We start from the raw sequence: 15,379 nt of genomic DNA, 5'->3' as shown, positions 1-15,379 counted from the left end.
AGAACAGGAGCCACTGGGTGACGAGTACGGAGATGCGTACGGAAGCAGAGGACTCGGGACCCAGCGGCTATGCGGCGGCCCGGCTGCGCCTCCTCCAGGAGGGGGCGCAGTCCGGGCCGCCGCGCCGTGCAGCCCTCGCCGAACTCACGGACGAATGGCTGACCGGCCTGTTCGGCGCGGGCGCCGAGGGACTGCGCGGCGTCTCGCTCGTCGCCGTCGGCGGCTACGGCCGCGGAGAACTCTCGCCACGCAGCGATCTCGACCTGCTGCTTCTGCACGACGGCGCCGACTCCGGCACGGTCGCCGCGCTCGCCGACCGCATCTGGTACCCCATCTGGGACCTGGGCCTGGCCCTCGACCACTCGGTGCGTACGCCCGGGGAGGCACGCAAGACCGCGAGCGGGGACCTCAAGGTGCAGCTCGGCCTGCTGGACGCCCGCCACATCGCGGGCGACCTCGGCCTCACCGCCGGATTGCGTACGGCCGTCCTCGCCGACTGGCGCAACCAGGCGCCGAAACGCCTCCCCGAACTCCAGGAGCTGTGCGCCGAGCGCGCCGAGCGCCAGGGCGAGCTGCAGTACCTCCTGGAACCGGACCTGAAGGAGGCTCGCGGCGGCCTGCGCGACGCCACCGCCCTGCGTGCCGTCGCCGCCTCCTGGCTCGCGGACGCGCCCCGTGAGGGCCTCGCCGACGCCCGCCGCAGGCTCCTGGACGTCCGCGACGCCCTCCACCTCACCACCGGCCGCGCCACCGACCGCCTTGCGCTCCAGGAGCAGGATCAGGTCGCCGCCGAACTCGGACTCCTGGACGCCGACACCCTCCTGCGCCAGGTGTACGAGGCCGCGCGCGTCGTGTCGTACGCCAGTGACGTCACCTGGCGCGAAGTGGGACGCGTGCTCAAGTCGCGCGCTGTGCGGCCACGGCTGCGCGCCATGCTCGGCGGCGGTGCCAAGCCCGCCGTGGAGCGCTCACCGCTCGCCGAGGGTGTGGTCGAGATGGACGGCGAGGTGGTACTCGCCCGCGCCGCGCGCCCCGAGCGCGACCCCGTACTCCCGCTGCGTGCCGCGGCCGCCGCCGCTCAGGCCGGGCTCCCGCTCTCCCTGCACGCCGTACGGCGCATGGCCGCCGTCGCCCGCCCATTGCCCACGCCCTGGCCCGCCGAGGCCCGGGAACAGCTCGTCACGCTGCTCGGCTCGGGCCGCCCGACCATCGAGGTCTGGGAAGCACTGGAGGCCGAGGGCCTGATCACCCGGCTCCTGCCCGACTGGGAGCGGGTGCGCTGCCGTCCGCAGCGCAACGCCGTGCACATCTGGACCGTCGACCGCCACCTCATCGAGACGGCCGTCCGCGCCTCCGAACTGGCACGCCGCGTGGGCCGCCCCGACCTCCTCCTCGTCTCCGCCCTGCTGCACGACATCGGCAAGGGCTGGCCAGGCGACCACTCCGTGGCCGGCGAGATCATCGCCCGGGACGTGGCCGCCCGCATCGGCTTCGACCGCGCCGACGTGGCGGTGCTCGCCACCCTCGTACGCCACCACCTGCTGCTCATCGACACCGCGACCCGACGCGACCTGGAGGACCCGGCGACCGTCCGCTCGGTCGCCGAGGCCGTCGGATCGCAGAGCACCCTTGAACTGCTGCACGCCCTCACCGAGGCGGACGCGCTCGCCACCGGGCCCGCGGCCTGGTCCTCCTGGCGCGGATCCCTCGTCACCGACCTGGTCAAGCGGGTCGCCGCCGTGCTCGCCGGAGACGCCCCCGAGGAGCCCGAGGCCGCCGCGCCCACGGCCGAGCAGGAGCGGCTCGCCATCGAGGCGTTCCGCACCGGCGGCCCCGTACTGGCACTGCGCGCGCAGACCGAACCGCCCACCGAGGAGGAGTCCGGCGGCGACCCCGAGCCCCTGGGCGTGGAACTGCTCATCGCCGTGCCCGATCAGCCCGGAGTGCTTCCCGCGGTCGCCGGTGTCCTCGCGATGCACCGCCTGACCGTGCGCACGGCCGAGCTGCGCGCCCTGGACCTGCCCGACGGCGTCGAGGGCTCGGTGCTGCTGCTCAACTGGCGGGTCGCCGCCGAGTACGGCTCCCTGCCGCAGGCCGCCCGGCTGCGCGCCGACCTCGTGCGCGCCCTGGACGGCTCCCTGGACATCGCGGCCCGACTCGCCGAGCGCGACGCCGCCTACCCGCGCCGACGGGGCACGATCGCGCCGCCGCCCCGGGTGACGGTCGCCTCCGCCGCCTCCCGCCACGCGACGGTCATCGAAGTCCGCGCCCACGACGCTCCCGGCCTGCTGCACCGCATCGGGCGGGCCCTGGAGGACGCGAGCGTCTGGGTGCGCAGCATGCATGTCTCCACCCTCGGAGCCAACGCCGTGGACGCCTTCTACGTGACCGGCCCCAAGGGCGCGCCCCTGCCGGCGGAGGAGGCGGTTTCGGTGGCGCGGGGGCTGGAGGAGATGCTGCGGGGATGACCTCGTGGCAGATGCTGCGGGAGTGACCTCGCGGTCCTGTCTCCGTCCATCGAACCTGGTCCCTGTCGGGTATTCACACCAGGCAGGGGACACCAACCCTTTTCGGGCAGATACCCTGGAGGGCAACCCAAACCGCCCCCGACTCCGAGGACCGACGCCACCGTGTTCGATACCCTCTCAGACCGCCTGAGCGCGACTTTCAAAAACCTCCGCGGGAAAGGCCGGCTCTCCGAGGCTGACATCGACGCCACGGCCCGCGAGATCCGTATCGCGCTCCTCGAAGCCGATGTGGCCCTGCCGGTCGTGCGGACCTTCATCAAGAACGTCAAGGAGCGCGCCCTCGGCTCCGAGGTCTCCAAGGCGCTGAACCCGGCCCAGCAGGTCCTGAAGATCGTGAACGAGGAGCTCGTCACGATCCTCGGCGGCGAGACCCGCCGCCTGCGGTTCGCCAAGAACCCGCCCACCGTGATCATGCTCGCGGGTCTTCAGGGTGCCGGTAAGACCACGCTCGCCGGAAAGCTCGGCAAGTGGCTCAAGGACCAGGGCCACTCCCCGCTGCTGGTCGCCGCCGACCTCCAGCGCCCGAACGCCGTGAACCAGCTGAGCGTCGTCGCCGAGCGCGCCGGTGTGGCCGTCTACGCCCCCGAGCCGGGCAACGGCGTCGGTGACCCGGTCAAGGTCGCCAAGGACTCCATGGAGTTCGCGAAGACCAAGGTCCACGACATCGTGATCGTGGACACCGCCGGCCGTCTCGGCATCGACCAGGAGCTGATGCAGCAGGCCGCGGACATCCGCGACGCCGTCAGCCCCGACGAGATCCTCTTCGTCGTCGACGCGATGATCGGTCAGGACGCGGTCAACACCGCCGAGGCCTTCCGTGACGGCGTCGGCTTCGACGGCGTCGTCCTGTCGAAGCTTGACGGTGACGCCCGTGGTGGTGCCGCGCTCTCCATCACCTCGGTCACCGGCAAGCCGATCATGTTCGCGTCGAACGGCGAGAAGCTCGACGACTTCGACGCCTTCCACCCGGACCGGATGGCCTCCCGCATCCTCGACCTGGGTGACCTGCTCACCCTGATCGAGCAGGCGGAGAAGACGTTCAGCCAAGAAGAGGCCGAGAAGATGGCCTCCAAGCTGGCGTCCAAGAAGGGCCAGGACTTCACCCTGGACGACTTCCTGGCCCAGATGGAGCAGGTCAGGAAGATGGGCAGCATCAGCAAGCTGCTCGGCATGCTCCCGGGCATGGGCCAGATCAAGGACCAGATCAACAACCTCGACGAGCGCGACGTCGACCGCACGGCCGCCATCATCAAGTCGATGACGCCGGGCGAGCGCCAGGAGCCGACGATCATCAACGGCTCGCGCCGTGCCCGTATCGCCAAGGGCTCGGGTGTCGAGGTCAGCGCGGTCAAGAACCTGGTCGAGCGCTTTTTCGAGGCCCGCAAGATGATGTCCCGCATGGCCCAGGGCGGCGGCATGCCCGGCATGCCCGGGATCCCGGGCATGGGTGGCGGCCCCGGCCGGGCCAAGAAGAAGCAGAAGGTGGCCAAGGGCAAGCAGCGCTCCGGCAACCCGATGAAGCGCAAGCAGCAGGAGGAAGAGGCCGCGGCCCGCCGTGAGGCCGGTGCCGAGCCGGGCGGCGCCTTCGGTCTGCCGGCCGGGCAGCAGGCTCAGGACTTCGAGCTGCCGGACGAGTTCAAGAAGTTCATGGGCTGACGGTTCGTTTCCGTACGGGGTTTTTCCGTACGGGTTCTTCCGTACGAGGTCGTTCTCGTACGGCACTGGGGGCACCCCTCGTCGGAGGGGTGCCCCCAGTGGCAATTTCTGCGCATGCTGGCGAGTATTTCGTGTCGTAACGTCCTAATATGAGCAACCCTGTGCCGCCGCGCAAGGACCCTGACCAGCCGTGGCGTACCGAGGGAACGCCACCGGACTCGACCGGTCCGCCCTCCGGGCGACGGAAGATGCCCGGCGGCTGGATCGGCCTCGTCGTCGCCGTCCTGGTCGTGTTCGTGATCGCCCTCCTGGTGCTGTCCTTCTTCAACGAGGGCACCGAGCCGACGATCTCGTACACGGAGTTCAGCAAGCAGGTCGACAACGACAACATCACCAAGATCTACTCCAAGGGCGACGCGATCCAGGGCGAGCTCAAGACGGCCCAGGCCAATCCGGACGGCGGCGGGAAGTACACCAAGTTCAAGACCCAGCGCCCGTCCTTCGCGGACGACAAGCTCTGGCAGAACCTGGAGTCACGCCACGTCACGGTGACCGCCTCACCGGTGGTCCAGCAGCGCAGCTTCCTCTCCAACCTGCTGATCTCCCTGGCCCCGATCGTGCTCCTGGTACTGCTGTGGATGTTCTTCGCCCGGCGGCTGCGGGCGGGCATCGGAGGCCCGGGCGGCATGCTCGGTCGCAAGGCGCCCCCGAAACCGGTCGAACTGCAGCCCGGCGCCCAGCGCACGACCTTCGCCGACGTGGCCGGAATCGACGAGGTCGAGGGCGAACTGAACGACGTCGTCGACTTCCTCAAGAATCCGGACGCGTACCGCAGGATGGGCGCGAAGATGCCGCGCGGTGTGCTCCTGGCGGGTGCGCCCGGCACGGGAAAGACCCTGCTCGCGCGCGCTGTGGCGGGGGAGGCGGGCGTTCCGTTCTTCTCGGCCTCGGCGTCGGAGTTCATCGAGATGATCGTGGGCGTGGGCGCGTCCCGGGTCCGGGAACTCTTCGCCGAGGCCCGAAAAGTGGCCCCTTCGATCATCTTCATCGACGAGATCGACACCATCGGGCGCTCCCGGGCCGGTGGCTCGGCGATGGGCGGCCACGACGAGCGCGAGCAGACCCTGAACCAGATCCTCACCGAGATGGACGGCTTCTCGGGCTTCGAGGGCGTCATCGTCATCGCGGCGACGAACCGTGCGGACATCCTGGACCCGGCGCTGACCCGGCCCGGCCGCTTCGACCGGATCGTCAACGTCGCGCCCCCCGACCGCCGTGGCCGTGAGGCGATCCTGCGGATCCACACCCGCAAGATCCCGCTGTCCCCGGAAGTGGACCTGGCCCAGGTGGCCCGCACGACGCCGGGCATGACCGGCGCGGATCTGGCCAACCTCGCCAATGAGGCGGCGCTGCTCGCCGTCAAGCGCAAGCAGGACGAGGTGGCGCCGCCGGACCTCTCCGAGGCGCTGGAGAAGGTGCAGCTCGGTGCGGAGCGTTCCCTGGTGATGCCCTACGAGGAGCGCCGCAGGACCGCGTACCACGAGAGCGGCCACGCCCTTCTCGGCATGCTGCAGCCGGGTGCCGACCCGGTTCGCAAGATCACCATCGTCCCGCGCGGGCGCGCGCTGGGCGTCACGCTCTCGACACCGGACACCGACCGGTACTCGTACACCGAGGAGTACCTGCGCGGTCGGATCATCGGTGCCCTGGGGGGCATGGCCGCCGAACACGTCGTCTACGGAGTCGTCACGACCGGCTCCGAGAACGACCTCGAACAGGTCACCAACGTCGTTCGCGGCATGGTCGCCCGCTGGGGCATGAGCGAACGGGTCGGCCGCCTCTCCGCCCTCCCGAACGACGCCCAGCAGGCCTACGGCCTCGCCGCCGCGCCGGCCACCCTCGACTCCATCGACCACGAGATGCGGCGCATCGTCGACGAGTGCTACGAGGAGGCGTGCCAGAAGCTCCGCGACCACCGGGACCAACTGAACGCCCTAGCGGAGGCCCTCCTCGCGAACGAGACGCTGGAGGAGGCACAGGCATACCGGATCGCGGGCGTGACACGCGTGAAGAAGGAGGAGGTGTGAGGCTCCGTTCCCCGCGCCCCTTCTTGGGGGCGCGGGGAACGGAGCAGTCTTTTGGCGGGGGTCTGGGGGCGGAGCCCCCAGGGACGGGACGGGTAGGGGCGGCGGGGGCGTGAACCCGGCGACCTCAGCCCGTGCGTGCGATCAGGTACCTGAAGACGTTCGGCATCCACACCGTGCCGTCCCCGCGCTGATAGGGATGCAGCGCCTCCGTCAGCTCCTTGCCGACCTGCACCACATCCGTCGCACCGACCGCCGCGTCGAACAGCCCGGTCGACAACAACCCCCGCACCGCGCTCTCCACGTCCGCGTACCCGAAGGGACACGCCACCCGACCTGACCCGTCCGGCCGGAGTCCGGCCCGCTGGGCCACCTCCTCCAGGTCGTCCCGGCGAGGAACCTGCCCGCACCCCTCGCCCGGCAGCACCGCGGACGTGGCACACCGCTCCGGCGGCCCCCATCCGACGAGCACCACGGCCGCCCCCCGCTCGGCGAGCGGAGTCGCCGCCGACAGCAGCTCCCCGAGTTCCTCGGCGTCCCCCGGCGCGCACCCGATCGGCTCGAACGCGGTCACCAGCGTGTACGCGGCCGCCGTCGGATCGACGAGGTCGGAGGGAGACCCCTCCACGATCCGGGCGTCGGCACGCGCGCGTGTGCCCCACCCGTCCGGCAGCAACCGTTCCCGCGCGAGCCGCACCCGTTCGGGCGAAGAGGAGTCGACGCCGGTCACCGCCGCTCCCCGGGAGGCCGCCATCAGAAGGGCCAGCCCCGTACCGCAGCGCAGACCGAGGACCCGCGTCCCGGCGCCCACTTCGAGCCGCTCGTAGACGGCTTCGTAGAGCGGCACCAGCATCCGCTCCTGGATCTCGGCCCAGTCACGCGCGCGTGCACACGGATCTACCCGGGGCGGCGCAGCCGCGTGAGGTAGGTGATGCCGCACGAGCGTAGGTGTCATCGAAAGCGCCCCAATCCGCCGAGAGTTGCCGCTGCGCCCCGTTTCCCTTGCCCCCGTGCAGTGCGCTCGCTCTTCCCCCGTATGTCAGGTAACTCCGCACTCGTCGCGCCGTCCAGGGGTTGTGACGCGCTGCTTGCGCGCTGTCCGCGCGCGGCACAAGAATTCACATGTCGGCAACGTGTGCCCGTACCATCGCGCCATGGCAAAGGCACCCGTTCTCACGCCCCAGGCGGACGACTTCCCGCGCTGGTACCAGGATCTGATCGCCAAGGCCGAGCTGGCCGACAACGGACCGGTGCGCGGCTCCATGGTCATCCGACCGTACGGGTACGGGCTGTGGGAGCGGATGCAGGCGGAGATGGACGCCCGCATCAAGGAGACGGGTACCCAGAACGCGTACTTCCCGTTGCTGATCCCGCAGTCGTACCTCACCAAGGAGGCCGACCACGTCGAGGGCTTCGCACCGGAGCTCGCGGTGGTCACGCACGGAGGCGGCAAGGAGCTCGAGGAGCCCGCGGTCGTCCGGCCCACCTCCGAGATGATCATCAACGACTACTTCTCGAAGTGGGTGCAGAGCTACCGCGACCTGCCGCTGCTGATCAACCAGTGGGCGAACGTGGTCCGTTGGGAGCTGCGGCCCCGCCTCTTCCTGCGTACGTCCGAGTTCCTCTGGCAGGAGGGCCACACCGCGCACGCCACATACGAGGACGCCCGCGACTTCGCCGCGCACATCCACCGTCAGGTGTACGAGGACTTCATGCTGAACGTCCTCGGCATGGATGTCGTCCCCGGCCGCAAGACCGCCAAGGAGCGCTTCGCGGGTGCCATCAACACCCTCACGCTCGAAGGCATGATGGGCGACGGCAAGGCGCTCCAGATGGCCACCAGCCACGAGCTGGGCCAGAACTTCGCCAAGGCCTTCAACACCCAGTACCTGTCGAAGGAAGGCAAGCAGGAGCTGGTCTGGCAGACCTCCTGGGGCTCGACGACCCGCATGATCGGCGCCCTGGTGATGATGCACGGCGACGACAACGGACTGCGCGTCCCGCCGCGGCTCGCCCAGATCCAGGCCGTCGTCCTCGCGATCAAGGGCGACGAGGCGGTTCTGGCCAAGGTCCGCGAAATCGGCGACCGGTTGAAGGCGGCGGGTGTACGCGTCCACGTGGACGACCGCACCGACGTCCCGTTCGGGCGGCGCGCCGTCGACTGGGAGCTCAAGGGAGTCCCCGTCCGCGTCGAGGTCGGTCCCCGTGACCTGGAGAACGGCACCGCGATGCTGGCCCGCCGTATCCCCGGCGGCAAGGAACCGGTCGCCATCGACGCTCTGGTGGAACTGCTCCCCACCGTCCTCGAAGAGGACCAGGCGCTGCTTCTGAAGCAGTCGCGTGAGCGCAGGGAGTCCCGCACCGCGGAGGTGTCGACGATCCAGGAGGCCGTCGAGACGGCCGCCGCCGGCGGCTGGGCGCGCATTCCGTGGGCCGACCTCGGAGAAGAGGGCGAGGCCGAGCTCGCCGAGCACTCCGTGACCGTACGGTGTCTGGTCGCCGAGGACGGGTCGGTGCCCGACGCCGACGACGCACCGGGTAACGTCGCGGTCGTCGCGCGCGCTTACTGAGTAGGCCCGCAGGGAGGCCGAAACGCCTCTTGCGCATCTGATGACCACAGGGGCCCCGGCGTGCGGACACCGTCTACGCGCCGGGGCGTACGCGTTACTACGTACCGGCTTGTTGTGAGCTGTGAGGCTTCTCCGCAGATCAGCGCACCCGCCCTCGTCCGGACGCATCAGCACCAACTGACGGGTACGTGCAAATTATTTGGGATGGCCCGGAATAGGAACACAGAGGCCCCCCGGCTCGTTGTCATTACGTGAGCACGACACCACCTGTTCTCGCCGCAGAGCTGGCAGGGGCGTGGGCCGACATTCAGCGGCACCACCCCGAACTGCCCGATCTTGCCGCGCCAGAGTCCCTGATCGGAGAGTCGTCGTCCGCCTGCGGGCACGAACTCTCCTTCGAACGACTGCTGCATGAGGCAGTCCATGGCATCGCCGCCGCCCGCGGAGTCCGCGACACTTCGCGCGCCGGCCGGTACCACAACCGCAGATTCCTCGCCATCGCCGAAGAGCTGGGCCTCGACCACCCGGAGGAGCCGCACCCCAGCAGTGGCTTCTCCCTGGTCACGCTCAACCCCGAGGCGAAGCGGCGCTACCGCCCGACGATCGAGCGACTGCAACGCGCCCTCAAGGCACACACCGCCGCGACCGCCGCGGACACGGCCCGCTCGTTCCGGGGCCCGGCCGCCCGGCACGGCTCCTCCGGGGGAGGTGTCCGCGTCAAGGCGGTGTGCGACTGCGGCCGCAACGTACGGGTGGTTCCGTCCGTACTGGCGCAGGCGCCGATCGTGTGCGGAGGATGCGGGAAGCCGTTCCGCATCCCCGAGGTCGTGGGCGCCGCGGCGAGCTGAGCGGACGGCTGCTCGTGGCAGCCGTACTCAGTCGGAGTCAGCCCCGCGCGGCGGCACCCGGTCCGAGCCGGGCGCGCTGCCGACCTCGGTGGTGACCCCCGGTGCCGGGGGTCACCGCGCGCTGCCCCGTGAAGGCGACCCGCCAGGGTGTGGCACAATGGCTAGCTGTACTCGACAGCCGCACAGGACCCCTCTCTCCTCCGGCTGACGCGTCCATCGGGCACTCGGGTACCGCAACCCCACGCGGCCATCTCGCCGTGCCCAACCACGTCAAGACCAGGAGACACCACTTCCGTGGCAGTCAAGATCAAGCTGAAGCGTCTGGGCAAGATCCGTTCGCCTCACTACCGCATCGTCGTCGCCGACTCCCGTACCCGCCGTGATGGTCGGGCCATCGAGGAGATCGGTCTGTACCACCCGGTGCAGAACCCCTCGCGCATCGAGGTCGACACGGACCGCGCGCAGTACTGGCTGAGTGTCGGCGCGCAGCCGACCGAGCCCGTCCTCGCCATCCTGAAGCTCACCGGTGACTGGCAGAAGTTCAAGGGCCTGCCGGCCCCGGCTCCGCTGCTCGTCGCCGAGCCGAAGGCGTCGCGCCCCCTGTTCGACGCCTTGGGCGGCGACGACGAGGGCAAGGGTGAGGCCATCACCCAGAAGAAGAAGGCTGAGAAGAAGGACGAGGCCCCGGCCGCGTCCTCTTCGTCTGAGTCGACCGAGGCCTGAGCATGCTCGAGGAGGCTCTCGAGCACCTCGTGAAGGGCATTGTCGACAACCCCGACGATGTGCAGGTCGCCTCGCGCGACCTGCGCCGTGGGCGCGTTCTCGAGGTCCGGGTACACCCCGACGACCTCGGCAAGGTGATCGGCCGCAACGGCCGTACCGCCCGCGCTCTGCGGACCGTCGTGGGTGCCATCGGCGGCCGAGGCGTCCGCGTCGACCTCGTCGACGTGGACCACGTCCGCTGACGTAACAGGCAGCACCGGCTCGGGCCGGGGAGGGCTTTCGAGCCGTCCCCGGCCCGTAGTCGTCCCCGAACCCATGCCGTAGGCACATCGACAGGAGATCAAGCACAGTGCAGCTGGTAGTCGCTCGCGTCGGCCGTGCCCACGGCATCAAGGGCGAGGTCACCGTGGAGGTCCGTACGGACGAGCCGGAACTCAGGCTCGGGCCCGGCGCCGTCCTGCTCACCGATCCGGCCTCCGCCGGACCGCTGACCATCGAGACCGGTCGGGTGCACAGCGGCCGTCTGCTGCTGCGCTTCGCGGGCGTACGCGACCGGAACGCCGCCGAGGCGCTGCGCAACACCCTCCTGATCGCCGAGGTGGACCCGGACCAGCAGCCCGAGGACCCGGACGAGTACTACGACCACCAGCTGATGGACCTGGACGTGGTCACCAAGGACGGGATGGAGGTCGGACGGATCACGGAGATCTCCCATCTGCCCTCGCAGGACCTGTTCGTGGTCGAGCGGCCCGACGGGACCGAGGTCTTGATCCCCTTCGTCGAGGAGATCGTCACCGAGATCGACCTGGAGGAGCAGCGGGCCGTCATCGATCCGCCGCCGGGTCTGATCGACGACCAGGCGGAAATCGACTCCTCCAGGGACACGGAAAACGCCTCCGCCAAGGACGACGAAGACTCCTCGGGGGCCGACGCCTGATGCGGCTCGACGTCGTCACGATCTTCCCCGAGTACCTGGAACCCCTCAACGTCTCGCTCGTCGGCAAGGCACGCGCGCGCGGGCAGCTGAATGTGCACGTGCACGACCTTCGGGAATGGACGTACGACCGCCACAACACGGTCGACGACACCCCGTACGGCGGCGGCCCCGGCATGGTCATGAAGACCGAGCCCTGGGGTGACGCCCTGGACTCCGTCCTGGCCGACGGCTACGAGACCGGCTCCCACGGGCCCGTCCTCGTCGTGCCCACGCCGAGCGGACGCCCGTTCACCCAGGAACTCGCCGTCGAACTCTCCGAGCGCCCCTGGCTGGTCTTCACGCCCGCCCGCTACGAGGGCATCGACCGCAGGGTCATCGACGAATACGCGACCCGGATGCCCGTCTACGAGGTGTCCATCGGCGACTACGTACTCGCCGGCGGAGAGGCGGCCGTACTCGTCGTCACGGAGGCCGTGGCACGGCTGCTGCCGGGTGTTCTCGGCAACGCCGAGTCCCACCGGGACGACTCGTTCGCCCCCGGCGCCATGGCCAACCTCCTGGAGGGGCCCGTCTACACCAAGCCCCCGGCGTGGCGCGGCCGCGAGATCCCCGACGTGCTGGTCAGCGGTCACCACGGGAAGATCGCCCGCTGGCGCCGCGACGAGGCCCTGCGCCGTACGGCGGCGAACAGGCCCGACCTCATCGAGCGCTGCGACCCTTCCGTCTTCGACAAGAAGGACCGCGAAATGCTCTCGATCCTGGGCTGGCAGTCGGAACCCGACGGTCGATTTTGGCGCAGACCAGAGGCCGTGGAAGAATAGGCCGCTGTTGTCTGCGTAGACCGGGCGCCCCTGCCACAGGGGGACACGACGCCCGTCCCGACGCGGCAGCACCCTCTTGGAAAACTAGCTCCCGGTGATGACCTGTGGCATCAGCGAAGAAAGCAGACGAAAATGTCTCACCTGCTCGACTCCGTCGACAGCGCGTCGCTGCGCAGCGACATCCCGGCCTTCCGCCCGGGTGACACCGTCAACGTCCACGTCCGCGTCATCGAGGGCAACCGCTCCCGTGTGCAGCAGTTCAAGGGCGTAGTCATCCGCCGCCAGGGCGCCGGTGTCCGCGAGACCTTCACGGTCCGCAAGGTCTCCTTCTCGGTCGGCGTCGAGCGTACCTTCCCGGTGCACACCCCGATCGTCGAGAAGATCGAGCTCGTCACCCGTGGTGACGTGCGTCGCGCGAAGCTGTACTACCTGCGTGACCTGCGCGGCAAGGCCGCGAAGATCAAGGAGAAGCGCGACAACTGAGCTCGCGAAGGGGTTCACATGGACGCCGGATAACATCTGGCTCCGATGGACACCGAAGCACAGCACACGGAGCGCGACCGCTCCTCCCGCCCCACTGAGTCCGAGGTCATCTCGGACGCCGAGGGGCCGGAGGGACGGTCGCGTTTCGCGTTGGTGGCCCGGGCCGCTGACTGGCTCCCAGGTGGGCGGATCACTCTGACCGTGCTGGTCTGTCTGCTGTTCCTGGTGCTGTTCAGCAACTTCGTGATGCAGCCGTTCGAGATTCCCAGCAGCTCGATGGAGCGCGGATTGAGGATCGGAGACCGCGTTCTCGTAAATAAGTTGGCGTACCGTTTCGGTGCTGAGCCGCGGCGGGGCGATGTCGTCGTGTTCGACGGCACTGAGTATTTCGGGAACGCCGACTACGTCAAACGCGTCGTGGGCGTGGGGGGAGACCACGTGGTCTGCTGCGACAAGGAGGGGAGGCTCGAGGTGAACGGCCGGTCGGTCGACGAGTCGACGTTTCTGTACCCGGGGGACAGCCCGTCCGACGTCTCCTTCGACGTCGTGGTGCCCACCGGCAGCCTGTTTCTCCTCGGTGACCACCGCAGCGACTCGAGCGACTCCCGCGACCACCTGGGGTCTCCCGGCGGCGGCATGATCCCCGTCGGTGATGTGATCGGCAGAGCCGACTGGATCGCCTGGCCCGCGGGCCACTGGACCCGGCTGCAACGTGCCGCCGCCTACGCGCGTGTGCCCACCGCGGACGGTGCCCATGGGTAACCGTGGCAGGCCACGTGGGGTCTCCGACCACGCCGCCGACAACCTGCTGCCCACCGGTACCCGGCGCGCCGCCGGCGGCGCCGTCCGGCCCGGCCGTGCCGAGCGCCGCAAGCTCCAGCGCAAGGTCAAGCGGCGCCGACGGCGCTCCGCCATCAAGGAGATACCCCTCCTCGTGGGCGTCGCGGTACTCATAGCCCTGGTCCTCAAGACCTTCCTCGTCCAGGCCTTCGTGATCCCGTCGGGCTCCATGGAGAACACGATCCAGATCGGCGACCGTGTGCTCGTCGACAAGTTCACGCCATGGTTCGGCTCCAAGCCCCAGCGCGGCGACGTCGTCGTCTTCAAGGACCCCGGCAACTGGCTGGCCGGGGAGAAGACCACCAAGAAGAACGACCCCGTCGTCGTCAAGCAGGTCAAAGAGGGCCTGACGGCCATCGGTCTGCTGCCCTCCGACAACGACAAGGACCTCATCAAGCGGGTCGTCGCGGTCGGCGGCGACACCGTCAAGTGCTGCGACACCCAAGGGCGCGTGACCGTCAACGGCATGCCGCTCAACGAGCCGTACATCCAAGCAGGGAACAAGCCGTCGGACTTCCCCTTCGAAGAGACCGTGCCCAAGGGCCGTCTCTGGGTGATGGGCGACCATCGAGCCAACTCCGCCGACTCCCGCTACCACCGCACCGAGAAATACGGCGGTACCGTCTCCGAGAGTTCGGTCGTCGGCAGAGCCATGGTCATCGCCTGGCCCTTCGGGCACTGGACCCGTCTGAAGGAACCGGACACGTTCGCGTCCGTACCGAGCGGGTCGGCAACCGCTCTCGGCGCGTCGCATAGGGTGGCGTCCGCGGATCTCAATCGATTGATCCCGCTCCCGAGCCCTGCGGAACTCCCGCTCGTTATGGGAGTGGTGGGCCTGCGCCGGATCCGGCGCAGGCGGCGGCACGGAGTGAGGAGTGGATGTGGGGGATTTGGCGGTCGGCGCACGATCCGGACACGATGGCCCCGAGGAGCAGCCGGAGCGACCCGACGGATCGGCCACCCCGGCCACGAACGACGTCACTGGTTCCGGGAGTGACTTCGGGGACGGTGGCGCCGGTACGAAGGAGCAGGGCGAGCAGGAGCCGAAGCCCAAGAAGCCGCGTTCCTTCTGGAAGGAGCTTCCGCTCCTCATCGGTATCGCGCTCGTTCTCGCGCTGCTGATCAAGACCTTCCTGGTCCAGGCGTTCTCGATTCCCTCGGACTCGATGCAGAACACCCTTCAGCAGGGCGACCGGGTCCTGGTCGACAAGCTCACCCCGTGGTTCGGTTCGGAGCCCTCGCGCGGCGAGGTCGTCGTCTTCCACGACCCCGACAACTGGCTGGCGGGCGAGCCCACGCCCAACCCGAACGCCGCGCAGACGTTCCTCAGCAAGATCGGCCTGATGCCGTCCGCCAACGAGAAGGACCTCATCAAGCGGGTCATCGGCGTCGCCGGTGACACGATCGAGTGCAAGGGCACCGGCCCGCTGACGGTCAACGGCAAGGCACTGAACGAGGACTCGTACGTCTACGCCGGGAACACCCCGTGCAGCGTCGACGACCAGGGCGGCCAGTTCAAGGTAACGGTACCCAAAGGCAAAATCTGGGTCATGGGTGACCACCGGCAGAACTCGCTGGACTCGCGCTATCACCAGCAGGACGATCACCAGGGCTTCGTGCCGGTGGGCAATGTCGTCGGCCGCGCCATCGTGATCGCCTGGCCGCCCACCCGCTGGGACACACTGCCGATCCCCGACACCTTCGACCAGAACCTCAGCGCCGCCGCTCCGGGCGCGCTCGGGCTGGCCGGCGCGGTGCCGCTGGTGCTGTGGCGCAGGCGTCGCCTTACCGCGGGAAACCCGAGGGTTTCTGGTCGGGGTACCGCCGGGTAGGGTGCCGTCCCAGATCGCCGATCTTCCGCGGCCCGCAGGTGGGGCCGCGGGATCGAT

General features: G+C 69.5%; 14 protein-coding genes. 13 read left to right on the top strand and 1 reads right to left on the bottom strand.

Annotation, left to right across the window (positions count from 1 at the left end):
* Nucleotides 1-17 precede the first annotated feature (17 nt).
* From ACZ7M3_RS30180 to ftsH, 3 genes are all read left to right on the top strand, one after another.
* Complete coding sequence (locus tag ACZ7M3_RS30180) at nt 18-2,468, top strand: [protein-PII] uridylyltransferase (RefSeq protein WP_472067170.1); 2,451 nt, start codon at nt 18-20, stop codon at nt 2,466-2,468.
* 162 nt (nt 2,469-2,630) lie between these two features.
* Nucleotides 2,631-4,184, top strand: a complete 1,554-nt coding sequence (ffh, locus tag ACZ7M3_RS30175) for a signal recognition particle protein (protein WP_355617332.1) — start codon at nt 2,631-2,633, stop codon at nt 4,182-4,184.
* A 149-nt stretch (nt 4,185-4,333) separates the two neighbouring features.
* Nucleotides 4,334-6,271, top strand: coding sequence for an ATP-dependent zinc metalloprotease FtsH (ftsH, locus tag ACZ7M3_RS30170; protein WP_452963079.1), 1,938 nt, complete (start codon nt 4,334-4,336; stop codon nt 6,269-6,271).
* Between the two features lie 124 nt (nt 6,272-6,395).
* On the opposite strand, the gene ACZ7M3_RS30165 is transcribed toward ftsH, so the two are convergent.
* Nucleotides 6,396-7,223 carry a class I SAM-dependent methyltransferase gene (locus ACZ7M3_RS30165; protein WP_267062930.1) on the bottom strand — a complete coding sequence of 276 codons (828 nt, stop codon included), beginning with the start codon at nt 7,221-7,223 and terminating at the stop codon, nt 6,396-6,398.
* Nucleotides 7,224-7,422: 199 nt separating this feature from the next.
* On the opposite strand from ACZ7M3_RS30165, the gene proS reads away from it, so the two are divergent.
* The 10 genes from proS (at nt 7,423) to lepB (ACZ7M3_RS30115) (ending at nt 15,322) form a co-directional block, all read left to right on the top strand.
* Nucleotides 7,423-8,838 (top strand): proline--tRNA ligase, encoded by a 1,416-nt coding sequence (gene proS / locus ACZ7M3_RS30160; protein ID WP_355302468.1) that lies wholly within the window; start codon nt 7,423-7,425, stop codon nt 8,836-8,838.
* 251 nt (nt 8,839-9,089) lie between these two features.
* Entirely contained in the window at nt 9,090-9,686 is a 597-nt protein-coding gene (locus tag ACZ7M3_RS30155; RefSeq protein ID WP_054235363.1) for a hypothetical protein, read from the top strand.
* Nucleotides 9,687-9,980: 294 nt separating this feature from the next.
* Nucleotides 9,981-10,409 carry a 30S ribosomal protein S16 gene (rpsP, locus tag ACZ7M3_RS30150; RefSeq protein WP_472067167.1) on the top strand — a complete coding sequence of 143 codons (429 nt, stop codon included), beginning with the start codon at nt 9,981-9,983 and terminating at the stop codon, nt 10,407-10,409.
* A gap of 2 nt (nt 10,410-10,411) precedes the next feature.
* The gene (locus ACZ7M3_RS30145; RefSeq protein ID WP_005479813.1) at nt 10,412-10,651 is read left to right on the top strand and encodes an RNA-binding protein; all 240 of its coding nucleotides are present in this window, start codon (nt 10,412-10,414) and stop codon (nt 10,649-10,651) included.
* 107 nt (nt 10,652-10,758) lie between these two features.
* Nucleotides 10,759-11,346, top strand: a complete 588-nt coding sequence (gene rimM, locus ACZ7M3_RS30140; protein ID WP_095852385.1) for a ribosome maturation factor RimM — start codon at nt 10,759-10,761, stop codon at nt 11,344-11,346.
* On the top strand, nt 11,346-12,167 hold the full coding sequence (gene trmD / locus ACZ7M3_RS30135) for a tRNA (guanosine(37)-N1)-methyltransferase TrmD (protein ID WP_472067165.1): 822 nt from the start codon (nt 11,346-11,348) through the stop codon (nt 12,165-12,167). Before rimM ends, trmD begins: the two co-directional genes overlap by 1 nt.
* A 132-nt stretch (nt 12,168-12,299) precedes the next feature.
* Nucleotides 12,300-12,650: a 50S ribosomal protein L19 gene (gene rplS, locus ACZ7M3_RS30130; protein WP_054235359.1), complete on the top strand. Its 351-nt coding sequence runs from the start codon at nt 12,300-12,302 to the stop codon at nt 12,648-12,650.
* 45 nt (nt 12,651-12,695) lie between these two features.
* Entirely contained in the window at nt 12,696-13,412 is a 717-nt protein-coding gene (gene lepB, locus ACZ7M3_RS30125) for a signal peptidase I (protein WP_097224660.1), read from the top strand.
* Nucleotides 13,405-14,487, top strand: a complete 1,083-nt coding sequence (gene lepB, locus ACZ7M3_RS30120; protein ID WP_351304356.1) for a signal peptidase I — start codon at nt 13,405-13,407, stop codon at nt 14,485-14,487. The genes lepB (ACZ7M3_RS30125) and lepB (ACZ7M3_RS30120) overlap by 8 nt, the downstream gene beginning before the upstream one ends.
* Complete coding sequence (gene lepB, locus ACZ7M3_RS30115) at nt 14,372-15,322, top strand: signal peptidase I (RefSeq protein ID WP_472067163.1); 951 nt, start codon at nt 14,372-14,374, stop codon at nt 15,320-15,322. Before lepB (ACZ7M3_RS30120) ends, lepB (ACZ7M3_RS30115) begins: the two co-directional genes overlap by 116 nt.
* Nucleotides 15,323-15,379: the final 57 nt, after the last annotated feature.

The sequence above is a fragment of the Streptomyces sp. NPDC111656 genome, assembly GCF_055656965.1.
Note: the sequence above shows the minus strand (reverse complement) of the source record. Positions and strands in the feature narration are given on the sequence as shown.